A 20351-nucleotide genomic window follows, 5' to 3' on the forward strand; every position below is an offset into this window, starting at 1 on the left:
CCCGCCGCCCGCCGGCGCAGCGCGCGGGCCGAGGAGCGCGGACGGCGCGGTCAGGACTCACCCCGGACGATCGCACGGATCATCTCGGTCGGCAGCTTGGGCACGCGGTTCTCGTCGACGAGCCCGTTGGCCTCTTGGAGCGTGTCCGTCAGCTGCGTGTAGCAGTACCCCCCGAGCACCTTGCTGGCCTGCAACGCTCCGAAGACGCCGCGCAGGCGGCGTTCGAAGTCGTCCGACGATTCGGCGACGGCGTATCCCCAGGTGTCGATCTCCGCGTCCGGCGCATAGGTGACGCCGCCGAACTCGCTGACGACGACAGGCGCCGAGGAAAGGAGCGGCGCTTCGCCCTCGGCGAGGAGGGTCATCCGACGTCCGGCCGGCCCGATGCCGGTGATCGTCGCGGTGACGGCGTCCGCATCGCGGTAGGAGGCGGACAGGATCTCGGGGTCGTTCTCGTAGTCGTGAACGGTCAGGAGCGAGGAGTCGGTGTGCTCCCAGCCGTCGTTGGAGATGACCGGGCGTGTGCTGTCGAGCGCTCTGGTCAGGTGGAACAGAGCGCGGACGAAGTCGCGCTGGCGGGGATCGTGTGCCACCTGCTGCACACCCCAGCTCTCGTTCACCGGGACCCAGGCGACGACGGAAGGGTGAGAGCGGTCCCTGGCGATCGCCTCGGTCCATTCCCTGCTCAGTCGCGACACCGACGTCGTCGAGAAGCGATAGGCGCTCGGCAGCTCCTCCCAGACCATCAGCCCGAGTCGATCCGCCCAGTACAGGAACCGCGGGTCCTCGATCTTCTGATGCACGCGAGCGGTGGTGAAGCCGAGGTCTTTGATGAGCTGGACCTCCTCGCGGAGGGCCGCGGCGTGGGGGGCAGCCAGGTGGGACTGCGGCCAGTATCCCTGTTCGAGCACGGCCACGATGGGGGTCGGTCGATCGTTCAGGAGGAAGCGCGCGCCATCGACCGCGACGCTGCGCATCCCGAAATAGGAGGCCACCGTGTCGCCCGCACCGGCTGGCGTGCGGACCGTGAGGTGCGCGTCGACCAGGCGCGGATGCTCGGGCGTCCACAACAGGGTTTCGTATCCCTGCCCGTTCGTCAGCGACGGCAGCGGGATGACGACGCGGGAGCGGGGTTCGCTCACCGACGTGCTGATGCGCGCGAGCGCCGCGCTCTCGAAGGACAGGACGATGTCGATCTCGACGCCGACGGGAGGTCGGCGATTCACTTCGATGTCGGCGCTCACGGTGCCGGCCGCCAGGTTGGTCTCCCAGGCCAGATGTGTCACGTGGAGGGTGGGAACGGTCTCGAGCCAGACGGTCTGCCAGATGCCGGTCGTGCGGTGGTACCAGATGACGTGCGGGTCGGCGAGCCAATCCTGCTTGCCGCGCGGTTGCTCGAGGTCGCCGGGATCGTCTTCGGCGCGCACCACGATCTCGAAGGGGCCGTGCTTTGCTGCTGCGGTGGCGTCGAGGGTGAAGGGCGTGTGACCGCCCTCATGCGTTCCGAGCAGGTGTCCGTCGGCCCAGACCGAGGCGCGGTAGTCGACGGCGCCGAAGTGGATGAGCAGGCGCTCACCCTCTTTCCATGCGGCGGCGGCGAGGTCCTCCTCGGTGATGTCGCGGCGGTACCACACCACCGGATGGTGGCCGGTGTCGCCGATTCCCGACAGAGCGGATTCGGGCGGGTAGGGAACGGTGATGGTCTGGGACGTCGACCGGCCGGGCGCGCTCCAGCACTCGGTCAGACCGGTGTCGGCGTCGTCGTACTCGAATCCCCACGCACCGTCGAGACTGTGCCACGCCGGGCGGGTCAGCTGCGGTCGCGGGTAGGTGCCGTCCTGGCGGCTCGGTCGGGAGAAGACGTCTTCGGCCATGACGACATCATGACGTAGGTTTTCAGCGCTGTAAAGCGCGCCTCAGGCCGGCGTCGACTCGCGTACGGAGAGGGAGTGGGGAACGATGCGATGGCGACCGACGCCCTTGTGCCCCTCGATCCGTTCGGACAGCAGCGCGAGCGCCGTCTGCGCCAGGGCGCGCTTGTCCGGCGCGATCGAGGTCAGGGCGGGGGAGCTGTAGCTCGCCAGGTGGGTGTCGTCCCACCCGACGACGGCGACGTCAGCAGGAACGGCGCGCCCGGCCGTCGCGAGGGCCTTGAGAGCGCCGATCGCGAACTTGTCGTCTCGGCAGAGCACGGCGTCGAAGTCCACACCGCGGTCGATGGCGCGAAGGAGCGCATCCCGGCTGTCCTCGATGGAGAACCCGTCGACCGGGAGGATGAGATCCGGGCGGGGAGTGAGCCCCGCGGCGATGAGCCGATCCTGGTAGCCGAGCAGTCTCTGGCCGGTGGACCCGGTGATGTCGTCCCGGACCGTACCCAGGAACGCGATCCGCTTCCGACCGGCGCTGAGGAGCAGGTCCACCCCGTCGGCGGCGGCGGCGACGTTGTCGATCATGACGTGGTCGGTCGTGACAGGCATCGCGGCCTCTCCCAGCAGAACGAGCGGCACGTCCGGCGCCAGCCGCGCGATCTCCAACGTCCCCATCTGGACGGGATGGAAGATCACCCCGTCGACCAGACCCGCCTCGCGATCGTGCAGAACGGCGCGCTCTGCCGATGCGTCGCTGAGGGTCTGCTCGAAGATGACCCGATAGCCGAGCCCCGTGGCCTCCTCGGCGATCCGGCGCGAGAGCTCCGAGAAGTAAGGATGGTCGATCTCGGGTATGGCGAGGGCGATCATCCCGGTGCGCCCGGTCGCGAGACGCCGCGCGGTCAGATTCGGCCGATACCCGAGCTCGTCGATGGCTGCCTGCACGCGGGCGCGCAGTGCCGGCGCGACGTGCGGGTAGTCGTGGATGACGTTGGAGACGGTCTTCATGGACACGCCGGCGCGCTCGGCCACATCGATCAGACGAACTCGCCGCATGGGGCCTCCTTCGTCGCCATCCTAGGGTCCGACCTTCGTCGTCGCTCTAGCGGAATGGTTTACAGCGCTGTACAGTAGCTCGTAACGTGGCGATCACAGCTGAGCCGCGCAATGCGTTTTCAACGAGGAGGACTCCATGACTAGGCCACATCGACGGGCACGGGGCCGGGCGCTGCTCGCCGCCTCGGCGACCCTCGCGACCGCGCTGGTGTTGAGCGCCTGCGGCGGCGGCGGCGCGCCGTCCACGGGCGGGGAATTCACCGGCGAGTACGACGGGCCGGAGGTGACCCTCTCGTTCTGGAACGGCTTCACCGGCGGTGACGGACCGTTCATGCAGCAGATGGTCGACCAGTTCAACGAGGAGCACGACAACATCACCGTCGAGTCCAACACGATGCAGTGGGCCGACTTCTACCAGCGCCTTCCTGCGGCGGTGACGGCCGGCGAAGGCCCCGACGTCGGCGTGATGCACTTCGACCAGCTCGGGTCGAACGCCGCGCGACAGGTCATCCTCCCCCTGGACGACATGGTCGACGAGCTCGGGCTCAGCGGCGACGACTTCACCGAGACGGTGTGGGAGGCCGGCGAGTACGACGGCCAGCGTTACGGGATCCCCCTGGATGTGCACTCGCTGGCGATGTACTACAACACCGAGCACTTCGCTGCGGCGGGCATCACCGAGGCGCCCACCGATGAGGCGTCGTTCATGGCTGCACTCGATGCGCTCAAGGCTGCCGGGTACGACACCCCGTTCTGGATGCCCGCACGGTGGCCCGGACACCTCATGTTCATGACCCTCGACTGGCAGTTCGGTGGCGAGCCCTATGCGCAGGACGGGTCGGAGGCGACCTTCGCCGACGAGTCGGGCGTGCAGGCGCTGGAGTGGATGCGCGGCATCGTGGACGAGGGGTACAGCCCCGAGGATGTCGCGATCGATGCGCAGTATGTGGCCTTCAAGAACGGCGAGACGTCCATCACGTGGGATGGCATCTGGCAGTTCAACGACCTCGAAGAGTCGGGCCTGCCGTACGCCGGCGCTCCCGTCCCGAACATCGGCGGCCAGGAGTCCACGTGGGCATCCTCGCACCAGTTCTTCCTTCCCCGTCAGGATGACGAGAACCGCATGAACGCGGCCAAGGTCTTCATCGCGTGGATGAGCGAGCACTCCGAGGATTGGGCGGGAGCGGCGATGATCCCCGCCCGTCAGTCGGTCCTCGACGACGGCGCGCTGGAGGGAATGCCGCAGGCGCCGATCGCCGACGCGCTGGACAGCATGCGCTTCACGCCCACGGCGCCCGGAATCGGAACGGTGACGACCGAGACGCTGGAGGTCGCCGTCGCCGACGGCGTCTTGGGCGCCGGCGAGCCGGCCGCGGTGCTCGAAGAGGCACAGGGCCGCGCCACGCAGCTCATGGAAGAGAACCTGGCCACCTTCGGGCAATGAGCCAGACGACCCTTCCCACCAGCGCGGGTGCGCTCGCTTCGGCGAGCGCGCCCGCGCGGCGGCTGCGCGATCACGGTCCGGCAACGCCGTGGCTGTTCCTCGCCCCCTACCTCCTGCTGTTCACGGGGTTCGTCATCATCCCGGTGGTGCTCGGCCTCTGGATGAGCCTGCACCAGTGGGATTACACGCTCCCGTTGAAGCCCTTCGTGGGTCTGGACAACTACGTCGACCTGTTCACACCGGGCTCGACCACGTCGGGCATCTTCTGGCAGGCGATGCAGGCCACCGCGATCTTCACCGTCGCGAGCGTGCCCTTCCTGCTGGTCATTCCGCTGCTGGTCGCCCTGCTGATGAACGCGAAGTTCCCGGGACGCAACTTCTTCCGCGCGGTGTACTTCGCGCCCTACGTCCTGGGCGTCGCCGTGGTGGCGGTGCTGTGGCGGTACCTGCTCGACAACAACATCGGGCTGGTCAACTACTACCTCGGGGTGCTCGGGCTCCCCGATGACACCGCCTGGCTGACCTCCACGCCTGCGGCCTGGGTCGCCCTCGTCGGCGTCACGGTGTGGTGGACGCTGGGATTCAACGCCATCATCTACCTCGCGGCCCTCCAGGACATCCCCGCCGAGCTCTACGAAGCAGCGCGGATGGACGGCGCGGGCCGCTGGCAGCAGTTCCGTAACGTGACCCTGCCGGGGCTGCGACCCATCCTGACCTTCGTGACCATCAACACCCTCATCGCCTCGGCGAACATGTTCGGCCAATCCTATCTGATGACCCAGGGCGGGCCGGGGCGCGAGACGCGGACGGCGATCTATCAGATCGCCGAAACCGGTCTTCGCAACTTCCAGATGGGGGATGCCGCAGCGATGAGCTACATCCTGACGCTCTTCCTCATCGGATTGAGCGTCGTGGTGTTCTGGCTGTTCCGCGAGCGCAAGGGAGCGCGCACATGACCACCGTCCGATCCGCGCCCGCGGGCGCGGCAGCCGTTCCCTCGAAACCCGGGGAGGCCATCCCGAAGCGGCGCAAAGCGAGCGCAGGACAGCGAGTCCGCGGCATCCTCCGACTGATCGCGCTCGTCGCGATCGCGCTGGTGTTCATCAGCCCTCTCGTGTTCATGCTGGTGACCTCGTTCAAGACGCGTGCGGATGCCACCAGCGTGCCGCCCAGCTGGATCCCCGAGGAGTGGACCCTCCAGGCGTACCAGACGATCCTCGGCTCGGCGTCGACGCCGGTGTTCACGTGGTTCGTGAACAGCGTCACCGCGGCGGTGGCGAATTCCGTCCTCGTCGTCATCACCGCCTCGCTGGCCGCTTACCCCTTGGCGCGCATGCAGTTCCGCGGCAAGAACCTGGTCTTCGGCGCGATCATCGCGACGCTCCTTGTACCGCCCGTCATCCTCGTCATCCCGAACTACCTCATCGTCAGTGAGCTGGGCTGGCTGAACTCCCTGGTCGCGGTGATCGTACCGACGGCCGCCGGGGCGTTCGGGGTGTTCCTGATGAGGCAGTTCTTCCTCTCCATTCCGGTGGAGCTCGAAGAGGCGGCGCGCCTGGACGGCGCGAACCGGTTCCGCACCTTCGTCAGTGTGATCCTGCCTCTGGCCAAGCCGGCGCTCGCCACTCTCGGGCTCCTGGCGCTCCTGACGAACTGGAACGACTTCCTCTGGCCGGTCTACGTCCTCTTCAGCCCCGAGGTGCAGACGCTGCCCGCCGGTCTATCGACCCTGCAGTCGGCCAACGCGGTGCGATACGACCTGCTCATGGCGGGCGCGGTCATCGCCAGCGCCCCGGTCGTGCTGCTCTTCGTGGCGTTGCAGCGCTTCATCGTCGAGGGCGTGTCTCAGTCGGGGATCAAGGGATGACACGGCGCCGCGTCGTGGCTTCGGCCCTCTGTCTCGCTCTCGCCCTCACCGCGAGCGGGTGTGCCGGGGGGCCGGATCTCACGCCGGTCCTGCGGCAGAACTTCGCCGATCCCGATGTGCTCCAGGTGGATGGCGCGTACATCGCGTACTCGTCGGATGGGAACAGGCGGAATGTGCCGGTCGCGACGTCCGACGACCTCCGTTCATGGGAGATGCAGGACGACGCGCTTCCCGACCTGCCGTCGTGGATCATTCCGGGCAAGACCTGGGCGCCGGAGGTCACCGAGATCTCTCCGGGCAGATTCGTCATGTACTTCACCGCGACGAACTTCCAGCCCACCTTCCAGTGCATCGGGGTCGCCGTCGCCGACGATCCTCTCGGGCCCTTCACGGTGCAGGGCGATGAGATGCTCGTCTGCCCGCCCGAGGAGGGCGGTGCGATCGACGCGACGACCGTCGAGGTCGACGGGGAGTGGCACCTGGTGTGGAAGAACGACGGGAACGCGGTCGGTGTCGACACCTGGATACAGACCGCCCCGCTCACGTCCGACGGCCTCGCCCTTGCCGGTGAACCGGTGAAGATGCTCAAGCAGGATCAGGCCTGGGAGGGCGACCTCATCGAGGCGCCGACCGTCGTCGCCCACGAGGAGGGCGGCTTCACGCTGCTCTACTCCGCCAACTCCTACGGGGGCGACGAGTACGCGATGGGGTACGCCGTCGCCGACGAGCTCGCCGGGCCCTGGGAGAAGGCGGACGGGCCCTGGGTCTCGACCGAGTCGCTCGACGAACAGGTCCGCGGCCCGGGCGGGCAGGACGTCGTCACGGGACCCGACGGAGAGTCGTGGCTGGTGTTCCATGGCTGGGACGCGTCGTACACCTACCGGATGCTCCACGCCGCGCCGCTGACCTGGGAGGAGCGCGCGCCCCGTCTGGGCGGATGACCGGCGGGGGCTACTCCTGATCCCAGGAGATCTGGCCGTCGGGGTGGAACGCGATCCCCTGTCGCCGCCAGAGCGGGCCGAGCCCGCCGACGCGGCGACGGAACGACTCCCACGAGCGTTCCGGAGTGGAGCCGAGGGGCGCCGACCAGGCTGCCTCGGCGGCGGCCGCCAGACGCGGGAACATCATGGCGTCGAGCCCCGCGAGGTCGTCGATGGTCTCGGTCCACACGGCCGCTTCGACGCCGAGGATGTCGTCGTCGGCGATCTCGTCGATGACCGACGACGGCTCCCACTCGTACGCCCGCCGCACGCTCGTGGGCCCGTTCGCCCAGGTGAGGCCGCGAGGAGTGTCGTCGTCGTACTTCATGTCGAGATAGACCGCGTCGGCGGGGGACAGGATGACGCCGCTCGCGCGGCGGACGAAGGCGAGAGCGGCATCCGCGCCCTCGGTGTCGGGGGTCGTGAGGCCCCAGTACTGTCCGATAGTCTCGGGGGCGACTTTCGCGCGGCCGGCGTCGTGCCAGGCCACCGGAACCTTGCCGAGGTCGGCGACGAGCTGCGTGACGCGCGCGAGGAAGGCGTCGTACTCGTCCGGAGCGGTGCCGAACGCCTCGTCGCCGCCCACGTGCAGGTAGGGGCCCGGAGTGAGGTGCGCGAGCTCGCCGAGCACATCGGCGACGAAGTCGAACGTCGCCTCGTCGTCGAGGCGGAGCGAGGAGAACCCCACCCCGAGCCCGGTGTAGGGCGTCCCCGCCGCAGGGAGGGCCTCCCCGCGTGCGGCCGCTTCGGCCGTGAGTGCGGGGGTCACGACGGGGTCGGCTGCGAGATGCGGGTAGGCCAGGCCGACGGCGTGCGTATGCCCCGGCAGGTCGATCTCGGGGACGACGGTGATATGCCGGGTGGCGGCGTAGGCGACGATCTCTCGATAGTCCTCGCGCGTGTAGAACCCACCCGGTGCGCCGCTGATCGCCGAACCCGAGGCGGCGTCGGTAAGGGCGGGGTGCGCGCGCAGCTGCAGACGCCACCCCTGGTCGTCGGTGAGGTGGAGGTGCAGGTGCGTGAGCTTCAGGCTCGCCGCCCGATCGATCACCGCGCAGACATCGCTCACCGCGAAGAAGTGGCGCGCGACGTCGAGCATGACCCCGCGGTAGGCGAAGCGGGGTGCATCGTCGATGCGGATGGCGGGGACGAGCCATCCCTCGGACGTGGGGGTGACCAGCTGCGCCAGCGTGTGCAGGCCCGCGGCGAGGCCGGCGGAGTCGGAGGCCGAGATCTCCACGCCGGTGTCGGCGGCGGTGAGCCGGTAGCCGCCCGGCAGCGCGATGTCGGAGGTGCGCGCGAGGGTGATCGCGGAAGAGGAGGGGAGGGGGTTCGTCGGGAGATCGAGTGCATGCGCCGTTGCGGCGGAGAGGATGCGGCGGGCCTCCGCCGCAGCATCCGGATCCCCACGCAGCGGGGTCTGCGTGGACAGCTGGAACGGGGCGGTCTCGATGGTCGCCACGGAGCGGGGAAGGGGAACGAGGGCGGGGATCGCCGACATGTAAGGATCCTTTACAAATAGCGGTGCGACCAGCCTAGCGCTCGTCATCCACTATGCTCGGGGTGTCGCGACTGGCGTTGAGGTGGGACACCACCGGGGAGCGACCGGGAGTCATCCGTCCGACCGCAGAGCATCCGACCGCACGCCTGGGCCGATGTCCGATCCGCCGCTGTGGAAGGAGACCGTCGTGTCCGATCCGTTCTTCAACGCCCCTCTCGCCGAGGTCGACCCCGAGATCGCCGACGTCCTCGAACGCGAGCTCGAGCGCCAGCGCGGATTCCTCGAGATGATCGCGTCCGAGAACTTCGTTCCGGTCTCGGTGCTGCAGTCCCAGGGCTCGGTCCTCACCAACAAGTACGCCGAGGGATACCCCGGCCGCCGGTACTACGGCGGCTGCGAGGTCGTCGATGTCGCGGAAGAGCTCGCGATCGAGCGTGCCAAGGCGCTGTTCGGTGCCGGATTCGCCAACGTCCAGCCGCACTCCGGCGCGACCGCGAACGCGGCGGTGCTCCACGCCATCGCCCGCCCCGGTGACACGCTCCTCGGTCTCGCGCTCGACCAGGGGGGGCACCTCACGCACGGGATGAAGATCAACTTCTCCGGTCGGCTGTTCGACATCGTCGCCTACGGCGTCGACCCCGAGACCTCTCTCATCGACATGGACGAGGTGCGGCGCCTCGCCGTCGAGCACAAGCCGAAGGTCATCATCGCCGGCTGGTCGGCCTACCCTCGTCAGCTGGATTTCGCCCGGTTCCGAGAGATCGCCGACGAGGTCGGCGCCTACCTGTGGGTCGACATGGCGCACTTCGCCGGTCTCGTGGCCGCGGGCGTTCATCCTTCGCCCTTCCCGCACGCGCACGTGGTGTCATCCACCGTTCACAAGACCATCGGCGGACCGCGCTCGGGCATCATCCTCACCGACGACCCCGACCTCGCGAAGAAGATCAACACCGCCGTCTTCCCCGGTCAGCAGGGCGGGCCGCTCATGCACGTCATCGCCGCCAAGGCGACCGCGTTCAAGCTGGCGGCGACGCCCGAGTTCCGCGAGCGTCAGGAGCGGGCGGTGCGCGGAGCGAAGATCCTCGCCGAGCGCCTCATGCAGCCCGATGTCGCCGCCGCCGGCGTCTCGGTGCGCTCGGGCGGCACCGACGTGCACCTCGTGCTCGTCGATCTGCGCGAGGCGGAGATCGACGGCAAGCAGGCCGAAGACCTCCTCCACGACATCCGAATCACCGTCAACCGCAATGCCGTGCCGAACGACCCGCGTCCCCCGATGGTGACCTCGGGTCTGCGGATCGGCACCCCCGCGCTCGCGACCCGCGGGTTCGGCGACGCCGAATTCACCGAGGTGGCCGACATCATCGCCCTCGCGCTGCAGCCGGGCGCGGATGTCGAGGCGCTCCGCGGGCGCGTCGCGGCGCTGGCTGACGCGTTCCCGCTGTACCCCGGCCTGACCCAGTAACCCCGCACCGCCCGGTCGCAGAATCCCACTCACCGGGCACGCGCCCCCTGCCACCCCGCGCCTCCCCGCGAGAATGCATCTGGACGCCGAGGATGCGGGGTCACCCCACACCCTCGGCGCGCAGATGCACTCTCGCCGCAGGGACGCAGAAGGAGAGACGACATGACGGCTCAGAAGCTCGACGGCAAGGCCGCCGCCGCGGCGATCCGCGCGGAGTTGACCGGAAGGGTCGCGGCGCTCAAGGAGCGCGGCGTCACCCCGGGTATCGCGACGGTGCTGGTCGGCGCCGACCCCGCCTCACAGCTCTACGTGGGCATGAAGCACAAGCAATCGGTGGGCATCGGGATGAACTCGATCCAGCGCGAACTGCCGGCGGATGCCACGCAGGAGGACGTCGAGGCCCTCATCGACGAGCTGAACGCCGATCCCGAATGCCACGGCTACATCGTTCAGCTGCCGTTGCCCACGCACATCGACACCGACCGTATCCTCGAGCGGATCGATCCGGCGAAGGACGCCGACGGCCTCCACCCGACGAATCTCGGCCGCCTGGTGCTGAACGTCAACGCGCCGATCACGACGCCCCTGCCCTGCACGCCGCGCGGCGTCATCGAGCTGCTGCTGCGCAACGGCTACGACCTGAAGGGCAAGCACGTCGTGGTCGTCGGCCGCGGCGTGACGATCGGGCGGTCGATCGGGCTCCTCCTCACCCGCCGCGAGATCAACGCCACGGTGACTCTCACCCACACCGGAACCCCCGACATCCCGTCCTTCCTCCGCCAGGCCGACGTCATCGTCGCCGCCGCAGGGGTGAAGCACCTGGTCCGTGCCGAGGACGTCAAGCCCGGTGCCGCCGTCCTCGACGTCGGCGTGACCCGCGAGGACGACCCCGAGAGCGGCGCGCAGCGCGTCTACGGTGACGTGCACCCGGATGTCGCCGAAGTCGCCGGCTGGCTTTCGCCGAACCCCGGCGGGGTCGGGCCGATGACCGTCGCGCTCCTCATGACCAACGTCGTGGAGGCGGCGGAGCGCTCGCTGGAGGCCTGAGCCGCGAGATCCGTCCCGCCGCACTGTCCCTCCGCAGCGTCCCGACCCCACTGTCCCCTCCGCACCGTCCCCACCCCACCGTCACCACACCGCGCCGAGCCCGCCCCCCGCGCGCCGGATTAGCGTAGGACCATGGACGACACCGCGCGGCGCGCGATCGACCGGGCGCTCATGCCCCTCGTCGTGTCGACGGGGGCGTGGGGTGTCGTCGACGCGCACTGGCTTCCCGGTCCGGACGGCACGCCGGTGGTGTGGCTGCGCACGCGCACCGAGATCGAGCGGGTCGCCCTCGAAGCACAGCCCTGGGTGGAGGCGCAGGTGCGGGTCATCCTCACGAGGCTGAGCGTGGACTACCCGATCGTCGCCCGCACCCGCTTCGAGGTCACCTCCCTCGAGCGGCAGGGCACGCTCTTCGGCGACGGGCTCCCGGCGTGACACCCGACCCGCGCCGGTGCCCGACCTGCGGCGACCCGCTGCGGTACGAAATCCTCGATGACGAGCGCTTTCTCGTGGCGTGGTCGTGTCTGCTGTGCGGGATCATCCGCACGACCGAACCCGCGTGAGGCGCGGCCGGCGGGTCAGGTGGTGAACCGCGAGAGGAACCGGCGCGTCCGCTCTTCGCGCGGCGACACGAGCACCTCGCTCGGCGGCCCCTCCTCGACCACGCGTCCCTCGTCGAGGAACAGCACGCGGTGCGCGACGTCGCGCGCGAACGCCATCTCGTGCGTGGCCATGAGGATCGTCGCCCCCTCCTCGGCGAGCGACGTGACCAGCTCGAGCACCTCGCCGACGAGCTCGGGGTCGAGGGCGGAGGTGATCTCGTCGAGGAAGAGCACTTCGGGGTCGGTCACGACCGCGCGCACGATCGCGGTGCGCTGCTGCTGGCCTCCCGAGAGGCGGTCCGGATGCTCGCGCGCCTTGTCGGCGAGCCCGATGCGCTCGAGGAGCGCCATCGCCTTCGCTTCGGCGTCGCGTCGCGGCATCCGATGCACTTTCCGCGCCGCGAGCGTGACGTTGTCGATGACCGACAGGTGCGGGAAGAGGTTGTAGTTCTGGAAGACGGCACCGAATCGCGCTCGCACCCGATTGCCGTCGACGCGCGGGTCGGAGATGTCGTCGCCGCCGAGGAGGATGAGACCATCGTCGATCGTCTCGAGGAGGTTCAGACATCGCAGCAGCGTCGATTTGCCCGAGCCGCTCGCCCCGATCACCGCCACCACCTCGTGGGCGGACAGGTCGAGCGAGACGCCGCGGAGCACCGCGCGGTCGCCGAACGACTTCCAGATGTCCTCGGCGTGCAGGAGCGCGGTCACAGGATCGATCCCATCTGCTCGCGCCGGTGCAGACGCGCGGTCCACCAGTCGGCCAGTCGGATGGTGGGGATCGCGAGCAGCACGAACAGCACCGCCGCGACGATGTACGGGGTGAAGTTGTACGCCAGCGAGGTTTCGATCTGCGCGGCGCGGACCGCGTCGACGGCGCCGATCACCGACACGAGTCCGACGTCCTTCTGCATCGCGACGAAGTCGTTCATCAGCGGGGGTGTCATCTTGCGAAGCGCCTGCGGCATCACGACGAGACGGAGCGACTGGGCGTAGCCGAGACCCATCGCCCGCGCGGCCAGCCGCTGCGAGGGGTGGACGGCCTCGATTCCCGCTCGGATCACCTCGCTGACGTACGCCGAGTAGGTGATCGTGATGGCCGCCGTGCCGAGGACGACCGGCGGGATGCGTTCGTTCACGAGCCCCGGGATGCCGAAGCCGACGAGGTAGAGCACGATGATCAGCGGGATGCCGCGGAAGACGTCGGTGTAGCCGGCCGCGAGCGCCCGGAGGGGGAAGAACACCGCGCCCCGCAGGGTGCGAAGGAGCGCGAGGACGGTCGCTCCGATCGCGACGGTGATCACCGAGAGCCCCAGCACCTGCAGGTTCAGCAGGAATCCCTCCCACACGCGCGGGAGGGAGGCGAGAGCCGTCTCGGGGTCGAAGAACGATCGCCGGACCGACTCCCACCCGGGGGTGTTCACCACGGTGAGCCACACCACCACCGCGAAGACGACGGTGGAGATGACGGCGATCAGCACCGACCGGATCGACTGGCGCGCGCGGTATGCGCGACGCTCCCGCTCGAGCGCGCTCGGCTGATGGATGTCGACGCTCACCCTTTCGACGCTAGCCGACCGCCCAGGGCCGGGCCTCACTCCAGCAGCGTGACGCCGGCACCTTCGCCCAGCCACTCCTGGGTGATGGCCTCGAGCGTGCCGTTCTCGCGCAGTGCGTCGACGGCGGCGGTGACCCGTTCGGTCAGCGGCGAGTCCTTCGCCAGCACGAGACCCCACTCGTCGGGAATGCCGGCGGTGGGGAGCTCGCCCACGATGAACGAGTCGTCGATGTACACGCCGGTGGCGTAGTACGCCGTCGGCAGGTCGAGCACGAGACCGTCGATCTGGCCGGCCTCGAGCGCGGCCTTGGCGTCTTCGTTGGTGTTGTACAGCTGCGCGGGGGTGTCGGGCTGGACGACCTCTTCGATCGTCTGCGCGCTCGTCGACCCGACCATGGCGCCGAGCAGCAGACCCTTGGTGTCGGCGAGCGAGGAGACCCCTTCGGCGGCTGCGTTCCCCTCGATGGCGACGATCGCCTGACTTGCGGCGTAGTACGGCGAGGAGAAATCGACGTTCTGGGCTCGCTCCGGCGTGATCGAGTACTGCTGGATGTTGACGTCGAAGTCCTTCGGCCCCGGCGCGATGGCTGCTTCGAAGGTGGTCCGCACCCACTCGACATCCTCGGGGGCGAAGCCGAGCTCTTCGGCGACGGCGTACGCGATCGCCGCCTCGAAGCCCTCGCCCGAGGCGGGGTCGTCGTCGATCACGTACGGGAAGTACGCCGGCTCGCCCGTGGCGAAGGTGAGCTTGCCGGGCGTGATGTATCCCTCGTCGGCGGGAGCCGAGGATGCGTCGGAGCCGGCGTCGGCGTCGGAATCGCCGGAGCCGGTGGCGCATCCGGTGAGGGCGAGCGCGGCGACGGCGACGCCGGCCAGGGCCAGGCGCAGGCGGGAACGGGTGCGGGACATGGCTGCCTCCAGGTGCGGGATGACGCGCCGCGTGCTGCCGCGGACGTGCGCCTCTCCATCATCCTGCGAGACAGCGGATGCTGCGCCCTCCCGCGTCGCTTTGTTACACGCTCTTCATGCGCGGCCTTGGGCGGCGCGAGGATACGCGCGCGGAGGTTGGCGGGTCGCGCGGAACCCGCGTTCGCGAGGAGATCCACCTTCACGCGGATGCTGCGGGGTGATTCGGTCCTCAGGAGCGCGGATCTCCGCGCAAGCGCGAGAATCCAGCGGCCGGGGAGGGCGAACGGAGGGTGCGGAGCGGGACGCGCGGAGCGGGGGCTCGCGAAATCCGCGTTCGCGAGGAGATTCTCCTTCACGCGGATGCGGCGGGGTGATCTGGTCCTCAGGAGCGCGAATCTCCGCGCGAGCGCGAGCGCGAGAGTGCAGCGGGCCGGGGAGGGGCAGGGAAGGGCGAGGAGCGGGCGCGGAGCGGGAGGGAGCGGAGCGGAAGAACATCCCGAAACCCGCGTTCGCGAGGAGATTCTCCTTCACGCGGATGCTGCGGGGTGATCCGGTCCTCATGAGCGCGGATTTCCGCGCGAGCGCGAAATTGCAGCGGAGCGGGAGGGCCGCGCCGGATCCGCGTTCGCGAGGAGATTCTCCTTCACGCGGATGCGGCGGGGCGATCTGGTCCTCAGGAGCGCGGATCTCCGCGCGAGCGTGAAAGTGCAGCGGCCGGGGAGCGGCCACGACGCGGAGAGGGGGGCGCGGCGCGGGAGGGCGCGTCAGAGCTCGTCGAGCATGCGGCGCTGCTCTTCGGTCAGGCCGTCACGCAGTTCCTTCCGGCCCTGCGCGGTGGCGCGGGAATCGCCGACCGCGGGGCGCGGGGCCGTGGCATCCGCTCCTGTCGTCTTCGTGCGCGTGGCGCGGTCGTACAGGGCGCCGGCGTGCGCCTCGACCCGGTCGTCGATGACGTCGTAGATCGCCCAGCCGATCATGAGCACCACGGGCGGCAGGATCCACCCCCAGAACCACCCGCCGATCGACACACCCGAGAACAGCACCGTGGCGATCCAGACGAGGAAGGCGACGGCGAAGGCGACGAAGAACTCCGCCACCTTCTCGCCCACCCGCGTGCGTCGGTCGGCGGAGCGTGCCGCCATCCCGCCGAACCACCGGGACAGCAGCGGCTTGATCCAGATCACGATCGCGGTGAGCACGATGCCTGCCCACAGGGCCGCCCACCCGACGCGTGCGGGGGTGAGGAATCCGATCACCAGCAGCACCGCGATGTTGAACACCAGCAGCGAGACGAACCGCACGACCCACTTCTTCATGGCTCCAGCGTGCCACGCCCGGTGGGCGGGGGCTACCGGGTCACCCCAGGGGCACGAGCTCGGTCACGTCGTCGTCGGGCAACGCGTCGGCGATGGCGGTCACCGTCATGCGGCCGAGCGTGACGGCCCCCGAGATGGTGGTGAGGAAGGCGGTGTCGGCGGCGTCCCGGCCCGTCGCGATGCGCACGAGCGTGCGGCGAGGAGCGAGGGTCGTCGCATCGACGACGTACCAGGCGTCGTCGATGTGAGCCTCGGCGACCGCGTGGAAGTCCATCGGATCAAGCCCCGGGGCATACACCGACACGAGGCGGGCCGGCACGTTCCGGGCCCGCAGCAGCGCGACGGTGAGGTGGGCGAAGTCGCGGCAGACCCCCTGCCGGGCAAGGAGTGTGCGCATCGCGCCGTCGGTCGGAAGGCTCGATCCGCTGACGTAGGCCAGGTGTGTGCCGACCCACGACGAGACGGATGCGAGCAACTCGGCCGGGTCGGTGATACCGGCGAACTCGGCGGCCGCGGTGGGGACGAGGGCGTCCGACTCCGCGTACCGGCTCGGGCGGCGGTAGCGCACGAGCTCCGCTGCGCTCGCGGGGGCAGGCTCGGCCCGGCCGACGACCGTCGCGGAGTAGTCGAGCACGAGGGTGCCGGGGCGCGCGACGACACGGTGCAGGCGCGTGCCGTGCTCATCCTCCAGCTCCTCCGTCTCCACGGGTTCCTCGTCCAGGGTGACGCTGAGATGCTCGCGCTCGCGCGGCACCCCGGCGGCGATGGCGACGGAGAACACCAGCTCCGACGCCTCGGTGACTTCGAGCTCCAGGTTCGCGCCCACATCCCGCTGCATGCGCTCCACTCTCGCGTGCGCGGGCACCGCTCACAACCGCGGAGGCGGTGTGGTACGGATGAAGGGTGATCACCCTCACCCTCGACGACGGCGTCGCGGAGATCGTCCTCGACGCTCCCGAACGACGAAACGCCCTCACTCTCGACGATCTGGCCGAGCTGGATGCGGCATACCGACGCGCCGCGGAGACCGACACCCGTGCGCTCGTCCTCCGCGGCGAAGGCCGCGTCTTCTGCGCGGGCCGCGACATCTCCGGCGTCGACCCCGAGACCGACGACGTCGCGGGGTATCTCGGAGCCGTCGAACGGCTGATGCGCCGGATGGCGGAGCATCCCGTTCCCACCTTCGCCGCCGTGCAGGGCGCTGCGCTTGGTGTCGGGCTCGGCCTGGCGATCGCCACCGACGTCGTCTACGTCGGCGAGGCGGCGAAGGTCGGCTCCCCGTTCGCGCAGCTCGGGGCTCTGCTCGACTCCGGCGGTCATGCGCTGCTGTTCGATCGGCTCGGCGCGCATCGCGCGCTCGACCTCATCTACACCGGCGACCTGCTGAGCGGGGCAGAGGCCGTGGCGGCGGGACTGTTCAGCCGCGCGGTGCCGGATGACGGGCTGCTGGCGTTCACGCGCGAGAAGGCGCGGCTCGCGGCATCCGGTCCGACTCAGGCGTTCCTGGCATCCAAACGCCTCATCGCCTCGCTCCGCGACGAGCGCCTCTGGCCGGTGATCGCCGCCGAGACGGCCGGGCAGGAGGCGCTGCGCGCCACCGCCGACTACCGCGAGGGCTTCGCGGCGTTCCAGCAGAAGCGGCGGCCCACCTTCCGCGGCGACTGACCCGCGCCCGGCCCGCGCCACCCCCGTCCGGCCGCACCGCGCGGACTCGTGCCACCCCCCGGCCGCCGGGTTCGGGGCGGGATCGTTCGTCTGGGGCGCGAACGGCCCGCCCCGAACGGAAGAAGCCGCCCCGAACGCTCGACGGGCGGGAGAGCGGCCCCCCCGCGGCCTCACCCGCCGAGCGCGTCGCGGATCGCCTCGGCGGAGCGGGCCAGCCGCGCCGCGATGATCGAGGGCTCCGTTCCGCCCGCGACGTGGACCACGGCGATCGTCGCGGGCGGTCGGGACCGCAGCGTCAGCGGCACGGCGACGGCATGGACGCTCGGCAGCACCTCGTCGTGGCTCGTCGCGAAGCCGCGGGCGGCCGCCTCCGATATGTCGGCGACGACCGGGGCGGGCAGCGACCGCGGCCAGGCCCGCTCGGGCAGCTGCGCGAGGATCGCCTTGCCCGGCGCCCCGACGGTGACCGGATGCCGCGTGCCGGGGCGCTGCGCGACGGCGGCGACGGAGTGACGCGGCTCGACGCTGACGAGCGTGACGCACTCCTCGTGATCGAGGACGGCGAGGAAGCACGTCATCCCGAGGTCGTTCGCCACGGCGGTGAGCTCGGGCAGGGCCTCGGCCTGCAGATCGTGGGCGACTCCGGCCGCGAGCGCGGCCATCCGCGCGCCCAGGGTCAGCCGCCCGCTGCGCTCGCGGACGATGAGTCCGTGCTGCTCGAGCGTGCGCACGAGACGATAGGCGACCGAGCGGTGCACCTCCAGTCGCTCCGCGACCTCGTCGATCGTGAGGGGCTCCCGGGCATCGGCGAGCGTCTCCAGGACCCGGATGCCGCGGCTGAGCGTCTGCGAAGCGGGGACACCCGGCGCCGCATCCGTCATGAGTCCTCCCCCACGGGCGCTTTGTCTCTCACGCGCCCTTGCCCCATCATCGCGCAGTCGTATACGATCCGTTCAATAGTAGAACGACGTGTTCGAATATAGAACACCCACCTACTTCTCGCCAGCGCACCGCCGCGCCACCCCGGACATCGGCGTCAAGGAGAATCCATGCAGTTCCACCACCACGGCTACGTCTCGGGTGACCCCCGCGTTCAGCCCGCCGCCGGCACCGGGATCGATCGACCTGATGATCTGCCCGACGTCGTCGACGTGCTCATCGTCGGCTCCGGCCCTGCCGGCATGCTCCTGGCCGCGCAGATGTCGCAGTTTCCCGCCGTCACCACCCGGCTCATCGAGCGCCGCAACGGGCGCCTGCCGCTCGGGCAGGCCGACGGCATCCAGCCGCGAAGCGTCGAGACCTTCCAGGCCTTCGGGTTCGCCGAGCGCATCATCGCCGAGGCCTACAACATCGGCTGGATGAACTTCTGGGGCCCCGATCCCGCCGACCCGTCGCGGATCACGCGCACCGCGCGCACCGAAGACTACGGCTACAAGATCAGCGAGTTCCCGCACCTCATCGTCAACCAGGCGCGGGTGCTCGACTACTTCGCCGAGGCGGCGGCGCAGGGTCCCGCCCGGATCGCACCCGACTACGGTGTGGAGTTCGTCGGCCTCACCGTCGAGGAGTCCGCGGGCGACGCCGACCACCCCGTCGAGGTGCGCGTGCGCCACGTGGCGGGGACCCGTGCGGGGGAGGAGCGCACGATCCGGGCGCGCTACGTCGTCGGATGCGACGGTGCGCGCAGCCGCGTGCGCGAGGCGATCGGACGCACCCACGTCGGAAGCACCGCCCAGCACGCCTGGGGCGTCATGGACGTGCTCGTCGACACCGACTTCCCCGACTGGCGCATCAAGTGCGCGATCTCGGCGGAGGCGGGCAACATCCTCCACATCCCCCGCGAGGGCGGCTACCTCAGTCGGATGTACATCGACCTCGGAGAGGTCGCCGCCGACGACAACCACCGCGTCCGCGAGACCCCGATCGAGGAGATCATCCGTCGCGCCAACGCCATCCTCCACCCCTACACGATCGACGTGAAGCAGGTCGCCTGGCACAGCGTCTACGAGGTCGGCCACCGGGTCACCGACGGGTTCGACGACGTCGCGGCGGGAGAGACCCGCGACCCGCGCGTCTTCCTCACCGGCGACGCCTGCCACACGCACAGCGCGAAGGCGGGGCAGGGGATGAACGTGTCCATGCAGGACGGGTTCAACCTGGGCTGGAAGCTCGGTCACGTGCTCACCGGGCTCGCCCCGGCATCGCTCCTGCGCACCTACGACGCCGAACGCAAGCCCGTCGCCCAGCAGCTCATCGACTTCGATCGCGAGTGGTCCTCGCTCATGGCGCGGAAGCCCGCCGAGATCTCCGACCCCCAGGACCTTGCGACCTACTACCTGGGCACCGCCGAGTTCCCGTCGGGTTTCATGACGCACTACGCGCCGTCGCAGATCGTGGCGGATGCCACCCACCAGCATCTCGCGGAGGGTCTCCCCGTGGGCATGCGGTTCAAGAGCTCCGAAGTCGTAAGGGTAGTCGACGGCAACGCCGTCCACCTCGGCCACCACGCCAAGGCCGACGGGCGCTGGCGCATCTACGCCTTCGCCGATCGACCCGCCGCCGGCGAGCCGTCGGCGCTCGCCGCATGGGCGGAGCAGGTGGCCGCCCCCGACGGGCCGGTGCGCCGACTCACGCCCGTGGGCGCCGATGTCGACGCCGTCTTCGATGTGAAGGTGATCTACCAGCAGTCGTTCGAGGACGTCGAACTCGCCGCGGTGCCCGAGATCTTCCGGCCCCGCTCGGGCCCCCTCGGCCTCGTCGACGGCGAGAAGGTGTTCGCCGCGGCGCCGAGCGCCTGGACGCGCACCGACATCTTCGACGAGCGCGGTCTCTCGCGCGACGGTGTCGTCGTGGTGGTGCGTCCCGACCAGTATGTCGCCGCGGTCCTGCCGCTTCAGGCCCTTGCCGAGCTCGACGCCTTCCTCTCCGGCGCCTTCCTGCCACAGCGCGAGGTCGCGGGCGCGGGTGCGACGGCGCGCTGACGCATCCATCCACCCCTGAGCACACCACCGGTGCACCGACTGTACGTCGTGTATATCGGAGCCTCTGCCGCCACCCGGGCACAATGACCACGACC

Annotated in this window: 18 protein-coding genes; 9 read left to right on the top strand and 9 right to left on the bottom strand. The window is 69.9% G+C overall.

Translation table 11 applies throughout. From position 1 onward, the window contains the following. Positions 1 to 50: 50 nt before the first annotated feature. Both HDC37_RS02790 and HDC37_RS02795 read right to left on the bottom strand, forming a co-directional pair. Complete coding sequence (locus tag HDC37_RS02790) at positions 51 to 1874, bottom strand: glycoside hydrolase family 2 protein (protein ID WP_179558843.1); 1824 nt, start codon at positions 1872 to 1874, stop codon at positions 51 to 53. 42 nt (positions 1875 to 1916) lie between these two features. After that, positions 1917 to 2924 carry a LacI family DNA-binding transcriptional regulator gene (locus HDC37_RS02795; RefSeq protein WP_179558844.1) on the bottom strand — a complete coding sequence of 336 codons (1008 nt, stop codon included), beginning with the start codon at positions 2922 to 2924 and terminating at the stop codon, positions 1917 to 1919. A gap of 136 nt (positions 2925 to 3060) precedes the next feature. Here HDC37_RS02795 and HDC37_RS02800 point away from each other — a divergent pair, with 136 nt between their 5' ends. Genes HDC37_RS02800 through HDC37_RS02815 form a run of 4 tightly spaced genes read left to right on the top strand, consistent with a single transcriptional unit; the run spans position 3061 to position 7176 of the window. Then, positions 3061 to 4368, top strand: a complete 1308-nt coding sequence (locus HDC37_RS02800) for an ABC transporter substrate-binding protein (RefSeq protein WP_179558845.1) — start codon at positions 3061 to 3063, stop codon at positions 4366 to 4368. After that, positions 4365 to 5324: a carbohydrate ABC transporter permease gene (locus tag HDC37_RS02805; protein ID WP_179558846.1), complete on the top strand. Its 960-nt coding sequence runs from the start codon at positions 4365 to 4367 to the stop codon at positions 5322 to 5324. Before HDC37_RS02800 ends, HDC37_RS02805 begins: the two co-directional genes overlap by 4 nt. Continuing rightward, on the top strand, positions 5321 to 6235 hold the full coding sequence (locus HDC37_RS02810) for a carbohydrate ABC transporter permease (protein ID WP_179558847.1): 915 nt from the start codon (positions 5321 to 5323) through the stop codon (positions 6233 to 6235). Before HDC37_RS02805 ends, HDC37_RS02810 begins: the two co-directional genes overlap by 4 nt. Next, on the top strand, positions 6232 to 7176 hold the full coding sequence (locus HDC37_RS02815) for a glycoside hydrolase family 43 protein (protein WP_179558848.1): 945 nt from the start codon (positions 6232 to 6234) through the stop codon (positions 7174 to 7176). Before HDC37_RS02810 ends, HDC37_RS02815 begins: the two co-directional genes overlap by 4 nt. Before the next feature lie 10 nt (positions 7177 to 7186). On the opposite strand, the gene HDC37_RS02820 is transcribed toward HDC37_RS02815, so the two are convergent. Next, a complete protein-coding gene (locus HDC37_RS02820; protein WP_179558849.1) occupies positions 7187 to 8716 on the bottom strand; it encodes a family 20 glycosylhydrolase in 1530 nt (509 codons plus the stop codon). 187 nt (positions 8717 to 8903) lie between these two features. Between HDC37_RS02820 and glyA the strand changes: the two genes are divergently transcribed. From glyA to HDC37_RS02835, 3 genes are all read left to right on the top strand, one after another. Continuing rightward, positions 8904 to 10178, top strand: a complete 1275-nt coding sequence (glyA, locus tag HDC37_RS02825) for a serine hydroxymethyltransferase (protein WP_308472077.1) — start codon at positions 8904 to 8906, stop codon at positions 10176 to 10178. Positions 10179 to 10340: 162 nt separating this feature from the next. Further along, entirely contained in the window at positions 10341 to 11225 is an 885-nt protein-coding gene (locus HDC37_RS02830) for a bifunctional methylenetetrahydrofolate dehydrogenase/methenyltetrahydrofolate cyclohydrolase (RefSeq protein WP_179558851.1), read from the top strand. Between the two features lie 132 nt (positions 11226 to 11357). Then, positions 11358 to 11660, top strand: coding sequence for a hypothetical protein (locus HDC37_RS02835; RefSeq protein ID WP_179558852.1), 303 nt, complete (start codon positions 11358 to 11360; stop codon positions 11658 to 11660). Positions 11661 to 11803: 143 nt separating this feature from the next. Here the strand turns inward: HDC37_RS02835 and HDC37_RS02840 are convergent, their stop codons facing one another. The 5 genes from HDC37_RS02840 to HDC37_RS02860 all read right to left on the bottom strand — a co-directional run bounded on the left by HDC37_RS02840 (position 11804) and on the right by HDC37_RS02860 (position 16448). Beyond that, positions 11804 to 12538, bottom strand: a complete 735-nt coding sequence (locus HDC37_RS02840; RefSeq protein WP_179558853.1) for an amino acid ABC transporter ATP-binding protein — start codon at positions 12536 to 12538, stop codon at positions 11804 to 11806. Next, the gene (locus HDC37_RS02845; RefSeq protein WP_308472061.1) at positions 12535 to 13386 is read right to left on the bottom strand and encodes an amino acid ABC transporter permease; all 852 of its coding nucleotides are present in this window, start codon (positions 13384 to 13386) and stop codon (positions 12535 to 12537) included. The genes HDC37_RS02840 and HDC37_RS02845 overlap by 4 nt, the downstream gene beginning before the upstream one ends. A 35-nt stretch (positions 13387 to 13421) precedes the next feature. Beyond that, on the bottom strand, positions 13422 to 14294 hold the full coding sequence (locus HDC37_RS02850) for an ABC transporter substrate-binding protein (protein WP_179558854.1): 873 nt from the start codon (positions 14292 to 14294) through the stop codon (positions 13422 to 13424). Positions 14295 to 15058: 764 nt separating this feature from the next. Beyond that, entirely contained in the window at positions 15059 to 15610 is a 552-nt protein-coding gene (locus HDC37_RS02855) for a hypothetical protein (protein ID WP_179558855.1), read from the bottom strand. A 40-nt stretch (positions 15611 to 15650) separates the two neighbouring features. After that, a complete protein-coding gene (locus HDC37_RS02860) occupies positions 15651 to 16448 on the bottom strand; it encodes a transglutaminase family protein (RefSeq protein WP_179558856.1) in 798 nt (265 codons plus the stop codon). A gap of 65 nt (positions 16449 to 16513) precedes the next feature. Here HDC37_RS02860 and HDC37_RS02865 point away from each other — a divergent pair, with 65 nt between their 5' ends. Beyond that, positions 16514 to 17275: an enoyl-CoA hydratase/isomerase family protein gene (locus HDC37_RS02865; RefSeq protein ID WP_179558857.1), complete on the top strand. Its 762-nt coding sequence runs from the start codon at positions 16514 to 16516 to the stop codon at positions 17273 to 17275. A gap of 170 nt (positions 17276 to 17445) precedes the next feature. On the opposite strand, the gene HDC37_RS02870 is transcribed toward HDC37_RS02865, so the two are convergent. Beyond that, entirely contained in the window at positions 17446 to 18156 is a 711-nt protein-coding gene (locus HDC37_RS02870) for an IclR family transcriptional regulator (RefSeq protein ID WP_179558858.1), read from the bottom strand. A gap of 168 nt (positions 18157 to 18324) precedes the next feature. Between HDC37_RS02870 and HDC37_RS02875 the strand changes: the two genes are divergently transcribed. Next, positions 18325 to 20256 carry an FAD-dependent monooxygenase gene (locus HDC37_RS02875; protein WP_179558859.1) on the top strand — a complete coding sequence of 644 codons (1932 nt, stop codon included), beginning with the start codon at positions 18325 to 18327 and terminating at the stop codon, positions 20254 to 20256. Positions 20257 to 20351 lie beyond the last annotated feature (95 nt).

The sequence above is a fragment of the Microbacterium sp. AK009 genome, assembly GCF_013410955.1.
Lineage (GTDB): Bacteria > Actinomycetota > Actinomycetes > Actinomycetales > Microbacteriaceae > Microbacterium.